Below are 8265 nucleotides of genomic sequence, written 5' to 3' on the forward strand. Positions count from 1 at the left end.
GCGCTCACGAAAACGTGGAGGAATGCATGAACAACCCGATCGGTCCGGTGGACGCCACCAAGGTGCCGCGCTACGGCGGCGACACCACCTTCGCCCGGCTGCCCCGGCTGACCGACGTGCCCGACGCCGACGTGCTGATCTGGGGCGTGCCGTTCGACACCGGCGTCAGCTACCGGCCCGGCGCGCGCTTCGGCCCCAACCACGTCCGGCAGAGCTCGCGGCTGCTGCGGCCGTACAACCCGGCCAACGGCGTCGAACCGTTCGCGGCGCGGCAGGTGGCCGACGCCGGGGACATCGGCGTGAACCCGTTCGACATCGGGGAGGCGATCGACACCATCGAGGCCGGTGCGCGGGAGCTGTCCGGGACCCGGCGCACCCTGCTCACCATCGGCGGCGACCACACCATCGCGCTGCCGCTGCTGCGCGTGCAGCACGAGCGGCACGGACCGATCGCGGTGCTGCACTTCGACGCGCACCTCGACACCTGGGACACCTACTTCGGCGCGCCCTACACGCACGGCACCCCGTTCCGGCGCGCCGCCGAGGAGGGCCTGATCGACTTCGAGCACTCGATGCACGTGGGCCTGCGCGGCCCGCTGTACTCGAAGCTCGACCTCGACGAGAGCGAGCGGATGGGCTTCGCGGCGCTGCACAGCCGCGAGTTCGCCCGGACGCCGCTGGACACCATCATCGACCGGATCCGCACCCGGCTCGGCTCGCGCCCGGTGTACCTGTCCATCGACATCGACGTGCTGGACCCGGCCTTCGCGCCGGGCACCGGAACCCCCGAAGCCGGCGGGCTGTCCAGCCGCGAGCTGCTCGAAGTGGTGCGCGGTCTGGCCGACCTGAACGTCGTCGGTGCGGACGTGGTCGAGGTCGCCCCGGCCTACGACCACGCCGAGATCACCGGCATCGCCGCCGCTCACGTGCTGTACGACCTGCTGTGCATCCTGCCGGGAGGACGCTGATGCGCCAGATCCGCAACATCATCGACGGCCGGCCGGTCGACGCGGCCGACCGCCGGACCACCGACCTGGTCGATCCCTGCAGCGGCAAGGTGTTCGGCACCGCGCCGCTCTCGTCCGCCGCGGACGTCGAGTCTGCGTACGCCGCAGCGCAGCGGGCCTTCGAACACTGGCGAACCACGACGCCCGCCGACCGGCAGCGGCTGCTCCTGCGGCTGGCCGACGAAATGGAGCGCCGGACCGAGGATTTCGTCGCGGCGGAAGTGGAGAACACCGGCAAGCCGGTCGCCGCCACGCGCATCGAAGAGGTGGGCGCCGCCATCGACCAGATCCGGTTCTTCGCCGGGGCGGCCCGCGTCCTGGAGGGCACCGCGGCGGCGGAGTACACCCCGGGCCACACCTCCTACGTGCGGCGCGAACCGGTCGGCGTGATCGGCCAGGTCGCGCCCTGGAACTACCCGCTGCTGATGGCGGTGTGGAAGATCGCGCCGGCGATCGCCGCGGGCAACACCGTCGTTCTCAAGCCCTCCGACACGACGCCGGTGACCGCCGCGCTGCTCGGCGAGGTGGCCGCCGGGATCCTGCCGCCGGGCGTGCTCAACGTCGTGTGCGGCGACCGGGAAACCGGCCGCGCCGTGGTGGCGAACCCGGCGTCGGCGATGGTGTCGATCACCGGGTCCAGCCGGGCGGGCCGGGAGGTGGCGGCAGCGGCGGCCGAGGACGTCAAGCGCGTGCACCTGGAGCTGGGCGGCAAGGCCCCGGCCCTGGTGTTCGCCGACGCCGACCTCGCCGCGGCCGCCGCGGGCATCGCCGCCGCAGGCACGTTCAACGCCGGGCAGGACTGCACCGCGGCGACCCGGGTCCTGGTGGCCGAGCCGGTCGCCGAGGAGTTCACCCGGCTGCTGGTCGAGGAGGTCGCGGCGCTGCGCTGCGGCCCACCGTCCGATGTGGACGCGGTCGTCGGCCCGCTGAACAACGCCGCGCAGCTGGCGCGGGTGCAGGACATCATCGGCCGGCTGCCCGCGCACGCGCAGGTGCTCACCGGCGGGCAGCGCATCGGCGACGAGGGGTGCTTCTTCGCGCCGACCGTGCTCGGCGGCGTCCGGCAGGACGACGAGGTCGTGCAGGAGGAGATCTTCGGGCCGGTGCTCACGGTGCAGACCTTCCGCGACGAGCCGGAGGCGCTGAGCATGGCCAACGGCGTGAACTACGCGCTCGCGTCGAGCGTGTGGACGCGCGACCACGGGCGAGCGCAGCGGCTCGTGGCGAGCCTGGACTTCGGGTGCGTGTGGGTGAACACCCACATGGTGCTGGTCGCGGAGATGCCGCACGGCGGCTTCAAGCACTCGGGCTACGGCAAGGACCTCTCCCGCTACGGCTTCGAGGACTACACCCGCATCAAGCACGTCATGCACAACCACGCCTGACCAGCGACGCGGGACCGGCGCCGCCCCGAGGTGCCGGTTCGGCCAGGTCGGTGGCCGGGAGTGGCCAGATTGGCACTCCCGGCCCCGACAGCGGGCTCGTAGCGTCACGGCGAGGACGAAAACGACAGGAGGCAGCCGATGGCATCGGTCACCGGGAACTGGATCGCAGGCGAGCTGGTCACCAGCGACGAGACCTTCGAGGTGCGGCACCCCTACGACGGTTCGGCGGTCGCCACCGCGTGCTACGCCACCGACGCCGACGTGGAGCGCGCCGTCGCGGCCGCGCACGCGGTCCGCCGCGAGTTCGCGACGCTGCCCGCGCACGCCCGCGCGGCGGCGCTGGACCACGTGAGCCGCCGCCTCACCGAGCGGGCCGAGGAGATCGCGCAGCTGATCACCGCCGAGAACGGCAAGCCGATCACCTGGGCGCGCGCCGAGGTCGCCCGCGCCGCCTCCACCTTCCGCTGGGGCGCGGAGGAGGCCCGCCGCTTCTCCGGCGAGCTGCAGCGGCTGGACACCGACGCGGGCGCGACGGGCCGGATGGCCCTGATCCGCCGGGTCCCGCGCGGGCCGGTGCTGGGCATCTCGCCGTTCAACTTCCCGCTCAACCTGGTGGCGCACAAGGTCGCCCCGGCGATCGCCGCCGGCACCCCGATCGTGCTCAAGCCCGCGCCGAAGACCCCGCTGTCCGCGCTGCTGCTCGGCGAGATCCTGGCCGAGACCGAGCTGCCCGCCGGGACCTGGTCGGTGGTGACGACCACCAACGAGAAGGCCGCCGAGCTCGTCGCCGACCCGCGGCTGCCGGTGGTGTCGTTCACCGGCTCCGGGCCGGTCGGCTGGGGCATCCGCGACTCGGCGCCGCGCAAGCACGTCACCCTCGAACTCGGCGGCAACGCCGCGGTGATCGTCGACTCGGATTGGTCGGACCTCGACTACGCCGCCGACCGGATCGCCACCTTCGCGATGTACCAGGGCGGCCAGTCGTGCATCTCGGTGCAGCGCGTCTACGTGCACCGCGACAGCTACGACGACCTGACCGCCCGCGTGGTCAAGGCGGTCGAGGCGCAGGGCACCGGGGACCCGAAGGACCCGGCCACCAAGGTCGGGCCGCTGATCGACGTGGCGGCCGCGGAGCGGGTGGAGCAGTGGGTCGGCGAAGCCGTCGCGGCGGGCGCCCGGGTGCTCACCGGCGGCACCCGCGAGGGCGCGACGTACGCGCCGACGGTGCTGGCCGACGCGCCGGAGGACGCGAAGGTCTCGTGTGAGGAGATCTTCGGCCCGGTGCTGGTCATCTCGCCGGTCGACTCGGTGGACGAGGCGTTCGAGAAGGTCAACGCCTCCCGCTACGGCCTGCAGGCCGGCGTGTTCACCCGCGACCTGCAGCTGGCCTTCCGCGCCTCGTCCGAGCTGGAGGTCGGCGGCGTGGTCATCGGCGACGTGCCGAGCTTCCGCGCCGACCAGATGCCCTACGGCGGGGTGAAGGAGTCCGGCGTCGGCCGCGAAGGCGTCCGAGCGGCGATGACGGACCTCACCGAAGAGCACGTCACGGTCCTCACCGGCATCAACCCGTGAACTGCGGTTTCTAGGCTCGTCCTGCGTAGCGGTGCGGGTGGCGGCCCCCTGCGGGAGTTGCTGCGGCCTTCTCGCTGTGGGATCCCCGACATCATGAATGCCCAATTCACCACGTCGGGGCTGTCCTCGCCGGGAGAACCCCGGAGGGGTGGGCACCGTGAACCCGCGGCGGTGCGAGTTGCGAGGGTGGGCTAAGCGGCTTCGCCGCTTCAAGGACAAAGATCAACCCATGGGACTCGCCGCATCGGACTCTCGGTCCGCGGAACGCACGAAAAACGCCGCCCCGGTGACCGGGGCGGCGTTTTCGGTGCTTCGGTGCGTCAGCGGCGCCAGGCGGTCCGCTTCCGGCGCAGGTCGATCAGCAGGCCGATGACCAGGATCGCCGCGATCACGACCAGGTAGCCGTCTTCGGTCTTGAAGTGCCCGCCACCGCTGATGATGCCGCCGTGGTTGCCGATCAGCATGGCCAGGCACGCGATGACCGAGAACCAGCCCATGAACTGGGTGCCCTTCGGGAAACCGCCGTGCCAGCCCCACTCGACCGACGGTTCCTCGGCCGGGTCGATGGCCTGGCTGGGCTTCTTCTCCAGCTCGGTGCTCGCCACGTTCCCCTCCTGTGCCACGCCGGCCGCGCGGGCCGGAAGACAGTGCTCGGTGCGCGGATCACCGACCGGCGATCCACATTGCCCTCATCCTCGCACACGCCCTCCGCGACCGAGCGCGCGCCCACCCGGCACGAGCAGCGAAAAGGGGTGTCGCGGAAAGAGATTTCCGCGACACCCCGAAAAGCGTCCGCTCACGCCGGCGCTACCGCTGCACCGCCTTGCGGCCGACGATCACCCGGTAGACGCCCAGCACGATGACCGAGCCGGCGATCGCCAGGAGCCAGGTGCTCAGCGACCAGAACCGGTCGATGCCGACGCCGAAGATCCAGTTGCCGATCAGCCCGCCGATGAACGCGCCGACCACGCCCAACAGCATCGTGACCAGGATTCCGCCCGGGTCCTTGCCCGGCATGATCGCCTTCGCGATGGCGCCCACGATCAGGCCGAGAACGATCCATCCGATGATGCCCATGGTTGTTCTCCTCACGTCCTGCGCCGCACCCTGGCGGGCCGACCACCTGATCGTGGGCCCCGAAAGTGATTTGCGCACCGCGAGCGACGGGGGCTCACCTTCTTCGGGGACAATGGCCGGTGATGCACGCCGACACCCCGAATCAGAGCGCACCCAGCGAACCGGGTCCCCGCACCGTCCTGGTGCTCGGCTCGACCGGTTCCATCGGAACCCAGGCCCTGGACGTGATCCGGCACAACCCCGACCGGTTCCGGGTCGCCGGGCTGGCCGCGGGCGGCAGCGACCCGCAGGCGCTGGCGGCGCAGGCGCTGGAGTTCGACGTCCCGGCCGTCGCCGTCGCCAAGGGCACCGCGGTCGAGGACGTCCAGCTCGCCCTCTACGCCGAGGCCCAGCGGCGCGGCTACGCGGCCGGGGAGTTCCGGCTGCCGCGACTGCTGGCCGGCCCGGACGCGGTCACCGACCTCATCGAATCCGCCCCCGCCGACGTGGTGCTCAACGGCGTCGACGGCTCGCGCGGCCTCAAGCCGACGCTGGCCGCGCTGGCCACCGGCGCGACGCTGGCCCTGGCCAACAAGGAGTCGCTGATCGCCGGCGGACCGCTGGTGCTCAACAGTGCCGCGCCCGGCCAGATCGTGCCGGTGGACTCCGAGCACTCGGCGCTGGCGCAGTGCCTGTTCGGCGGGCGCGCCGACGAGGTGGAGCGGCTGGTGCTGACGGCCTCCGGCGGGCCGTTCCGCGGCCGCAAGCGCGACGAGCTCGTCGACGTCACCGTGGAGCAGGCGCTGGCCCACCCGACCTGGTCGATGGGCAGCGTGGTCACGATCAACTCCGCCACGCTGGTGAACAAGGGCCTGGAGCTGATCGAGGCGCACCTGTTGTTCGGCATCGGCTTCGACCGCATCGACGTCGTCGTGCACCCGCAGTCGATCGTGCACTCGATGGTCACCTTCGTGGACGGCTCCACGATCGCGCAGGCCAGCCCGCCGAACATGCGGATCCCGATCGCGCTGAGCCTGGACTGGCCGCGCCGGGTGCCCAAGGCCGCCCCGGCGCTGACCTTCGAGAAGGCCCAGGAGTGGACCTTCGAGCCGGTCGATGACGAGGCGTTCCCGGCCGTCGAGCTGGCCCGCGCGGCGGGCTCCGGCGGCGGCTGCCTGCCCGCGATCTACAACGCGGCGAACGAGGAGGCGCTGGCGGCGTTCGTCGAGGGCCGCCTCGGGTTCACCGCGATCGTGCAAACTGTGGGTGACGTGCTCGCCGGCGCCGACCAGTGGCGCAGCGACCCGGCGGGCTTGGACGAGGTCTTCGCGGCCGAGGACTGGGCACGGACTCGGGCTCGCGAGCTCGTCGGGAAGGCGGAGTAGATGCTGGTCGTCGTTGGCATCCTGATCTTCTTCCTCGGGCTGCTGTTCTCCATCGCGTGGCACGAGCTGGGGCACCTGGCGGCCGCGAAGCTGTTCGGGATCAAGGTCACCCAGTACATGGTCGGCTTCGGCCGCACCATCTGGTCCCGCAAGAAGGGCGACACCGAGTACGGCCTGAAGCTCATACCGTTCGGCGGCTACATCCGGATGATCGGCATGTTCCCGCCCAAGAAGGACGAGAAGTACGGCCGCACCACGTCGTCCGCGCCGTGGCGGGCGATGATCGAGGACGCCCGCCAGATGTCCGCCGAGGAGATCACCCCGGAGGACGCGCACAAGCAGTTCTACCAGCGCAGCCCGTGGAAGCGGGTCGTGGTGATGATGGCCGGGCCGGTCATGAACCTCATCCTGGCGGTCGGCATCTTCACGGCGATCCTGATGGGCCACGGCATCGCGACCCCGACGACCACGGTCGCCGACGTCAGCGCGTGCGTGCTGCCCGCCACCGCGCCGAACACCGAGACCTGCCCGGCCGACGCCCCGCCGTCGCCCGCCGCGGCCGCGGGATTCCGGGCCGGCGACCGGATCCTGGAGTTCAACGGCAAGCCCTACGCCTCGTGGGACGAGCTGCAGCCGGCGATCCGCGCGTCCAGCGGTTCGGTGCCGGTGGTCGTCGAGCGCGACGGCCAGCGGGTCCCGCTCCAAGCGGACCTGATGCAGACCGAGCGGCCGAAGCTGAACTCGACCAGCGAGTACGAGATGGTCGGCTTCCTGGGACTGTCCCCGACATCGGTGCTGGTCAAGCAGGACATCGGCGGCGTGGCGAGCACCATCGGCGGCTTCGTGCGCCTCACCGCGGAGAAGGTCGTCGAGCTGCCGCAGCGGGTGCCCGACCTGGTCACCGCGATCTTCGGCGGCGAACGGCACCAGGACTCGCCGGTGGGCATCGTGGGCGCGAGCCGGCTCGGCGGCGAGGTGCTGGCCTCGGAGAAGGTCGGCGTCGACGACCGGATCATCATGATGTTCAACCTGCTCGCGGGCGTGAACCTGTCGCTGTTCGTGTTCAACATGCTGCCGATCCTGCCGCTGGACGGCGGTCACGCCGTCGGCGCGATCTGGGAGGGCATCCGCCGCAAGTTCGCCAAGCTGGTGCGCCGGCCCGACCCGGGTCCGTTCGACACGGCGCGGCTGATGCCGCTGGCGTACGCGGTGAGCCTGATCTTCATCGCGTACTCGTTGCTGGTCCTGGTCGCCGACGTGGTGAACCCGGTGAAGCTGTTCTGACCGGTCTTCGGCGGGAACCGGCGCTCAGCACGCGTGACGGGCGCCGGTTCCGCGCGACACCGGCGGCGATTTCACTCGCGTGGCCGAGCGCCTGCGGGGAAGCGGAACTCGTGTCGGCGCGGCCGAACGGACTTCGGCGCGCGTCCCGCCCGATACCCGGATCGAGTGGTGACGGGTGTGCGACGCTCGCTCGAACGAGACGTGAACCGGCGCTGATGATCACCGAACGTGATTCGGCTGACCATGACGACATCCGGCCGGATGAAATGCCGCCGGTATCGTGGAGCGCGGGCGGTGCAAGCCGTCCGAAAACACCAGCAGAGGTGGAGAGGAATCGATGACCGTCGATCTGGGCATGCCCGCGGCCCCGGCTCCGGTGCTCGCGGAACGGCGCAAGACCCGGCAGTTGCAGGTCGGACCGGTCGGAGTGGGCAGTGAATCGCCCATCTCCGTGCAGAGCATGACCACGACCGTCACCGCGGACGTCAACGCCACGTTGCAGCAGATCGCCGAGCTGACCGCCGCGGGCTGCGACATCGTCCGGGTGGCTTGCCCCAGCGCGGACGACGCGGAGGC

8 protein-coding genes are annotated in these 8265 nt (G+C 71.4%); 6 read left to right on the plus strand and 2 right to left on the minus strand.

Annotated features, from left to right (window positions below; genetic code table 11):
* Window positions 1–26 precede the first annotated feature (26 nt).
* The 3 genes from speB (at window position 27) to AC07FN_RS30000 (ending at window position 3964) form a co-directional block, all read left to right on the plus strand.
* Window positions 27–968: an agmatinase gene (gene speB / locus AC07FN_RS29990; protein ID WP_397530868.1), complete on the plus strand. Its 942-nt coding sequence runs from the start codon at window positions 27–29 to the stop codon at window positions 966–968.
* On the plus strand, window positions 968–2392 hold the full coding sequence (locus AC07FN_RS29995) for an aminobutyraldehyde dehydrogenase (protein ID WP_478398614.1): 1425 nt from the start codon (window positions 968–970) through the stop codon (window positions 2390–2392). The genes speB and AC07FN_RS29995 overlap by 1 nt, the downstream gene beginning before the upstream one ends.
* A gap of 138 nt (window positions 2393–2530) precedes the next feature.
* A complete protein-coding gene (locus AC07FN_RS30000; protein ID WP_358575410.1) occupies window positions 2531–3964 on the plus strand; it encodes an aldehyde dehydrogenase family protein in 1434 nt (477 codons plus the stop codon).
* Between the two features lie 320 nt (window positions 3965–4284).
* Here AC07FN_RS30000 and AC07FN_RS30005 read toward each other — a convergent pair whose 3' ends face one another.
* Together AC07FN_RS30005 and AC07FN_RS30010 are read right to left on the minus strand one after the other, a co-directional pair.
* On the minus strand, window positions 4285–4569 hold the full coding sequence (locus tag AC07FN_RS30005) for a DUF2631 domain-containing protein (protein ID WP_132494179.1): 285 nt from the start codon (window positions 4567–4569) through the stop codon (window positions 4285–4287).
* 202 nt (window positions 4570–4771) lie between these two features.
* Window positions 4772–5041 carry a GlsB/YeaQ/YmgE family stress response membrane protein gene (locus AC07FN_RS30010; protein ID WP_132494180.1) on the minus strand — a complete coding sequence of 90 codons (270 nt, stop codon included), beginning with the start codon at window positions 5039–5041 and terminating at the stop codon, window positions 4772–4774.
* A 122-nt stretch (window positions 5042–5163) separates the two neighbouring features.
* Here AC07FN_RS30010 and dxr point away from each other — a divergent pair, with 122 nt between their 5' ends.
* The 3 genes from dxr to AC07FN_RS30025 all read left to right on the plus strand — a co-directional run.
* The gene (gene dxr / locus AC07FN_RS30015; protein WP_478398615.1) at window positions 5164–6405 is read left to right on the plus strand and encodes a 1-deoxy-D-xylulose-5-phosphate reductoisomerase; all 1242 of its coding nucleotides are present in this window, start codon (window positions 5164–5166) and stop codon (window positions 6403–6405) included.
* Complete coding sequence (locus tag AC07FN_RS30020) at window positions 6406–7689, plus strand: M50 family metallopeptidase (protein ID WP_478398616.1); 1284 nt, start codon at window positions 6406–6408, stop codon at window positions 7687–7689.
* A 337-nt stretch (window positions 7690–8026) separates the two neighbouring features.
* Window positions 8027–8265 (plus strand): flavodoxin-dependent (E)-4-hydroxy-3-methylbut-2-enyl-diphosphate synthase (locus AC07FN_RS30025; RefSeq protein ID WP_478398617.1); only part of this gene is annotated, 239 nt, incomplete at its 3' end.

The sequence above is a fragment of the Saccharopolyspora sp. NPDC045941 genome (genome assembly GCF_056431445.1).

Coding starts and splice junctions, on each gene's coding strand:
- AC07FN_RS30010 (WP_132494180.1), bottom strand. CDS start 5,041: ATGGGCATCATCGGATGGATCGTTCTCGGCCTGATCGTGGGCGCCATC.
- AC07FN_RS30020 (WP_478398616.1), top strand. CDS start 6,406: ATGCTGGTCGTCGTTGGCATCCTGATCTTCTTCCTCGGGCTGCTGTTC.
- speB (WP_397530868.1), top strand. CDS start 27: ATGAACAACCCGATCGGTCCGGTGGACGCCACCAAGGTGCCGCGCTAC.
- AC07FN_RS30000 (WP_358575410.1), top strand. CDS start 2,531: ATGGCATCGGTCACCGGGAACTGGATCGCAGGCGAGCTGGTCACCAGC.
- dxr (WP_478398615.1), top strand. CDS start 5,164: ATGCACGCCGACACCCCGAATCAGAGCGCACCCAGCGAACCGGGTCCC.
- AC07FN_RS29995 (WP_478398614.1), top strand. CDS start 968: ATGCGCCAGATCCGCAACATCATCGACGGCCGGCCGGTCGACGCGGCC.